Annotated in this window: 1 pseudogene; it reads right to left on the bottom strand. The window is 68.1% G+C overall.

Annotation, left to right across the window (positions count from 1 at the left end):
• Window positions 1–360, bottom strand: a pseudogene (purH, locus tag EOA29_RS40550) (bifunctional phosphoribosylaminoimidazolecarboxamide formyltransferase/IMP cyclohydrolase); the annotation flags it as partial.
• Window positions 361–407 lie beyond the last annotated feature (47 nt).

Below are 407 nucleotides of genomic sequence, written 5' to 3'. Positions count from 1 at the left end.
CTCGAACGGATAGAGGTTGCAGACGACGAGGTCGATCGGCTCGATGTGATGGTCGTGCATCGCCTTGGCATGCTCGGGATCGTCGCGCACGCCGAGCAGCGCGCCATGCACCGAGGGGTGCAGCGTCTTGACGCGGCCGTCCATGATCTCGGGAAAGCCCGTCAGTTCGGAGACGTCGCGCACCGCCATGCCGGCATCGGCGATCGCTTTCGCGGTGCCTCCGGTCGAGACCAGTTCGACGCCGCCGGCGGCGAGCGCCCTGGCGAAGTCGATCAGGCCGGTCTTGTCGAAGACGGACAGCAGCGCGCGGCGCACGGGAACCAGGTCGGGCGCGGGAATGTTCTTGGCGGCGACGGCCATGGGCTGGCGGCCTTTCAAGGCTGGATTGGAAGCAGCCCGCGCCGTAG

Origin of the sequence: Mesorhizobium sp. M1E.F.Ca.ET.063.01.1.1 (assembly GCF_003998155.1) — a bacterium.
Classification (GTDB): domain Bacteria; phylum Pseudomonadota; class Alphaproteobacteria; order Rhizobiales; family Rhizobiaceae; genus Mesorhizobium.
Note: the sequence above shows the minus strand (reverse complement) of the source record. Positions and strands in the feature narration are given on the sequence as shown.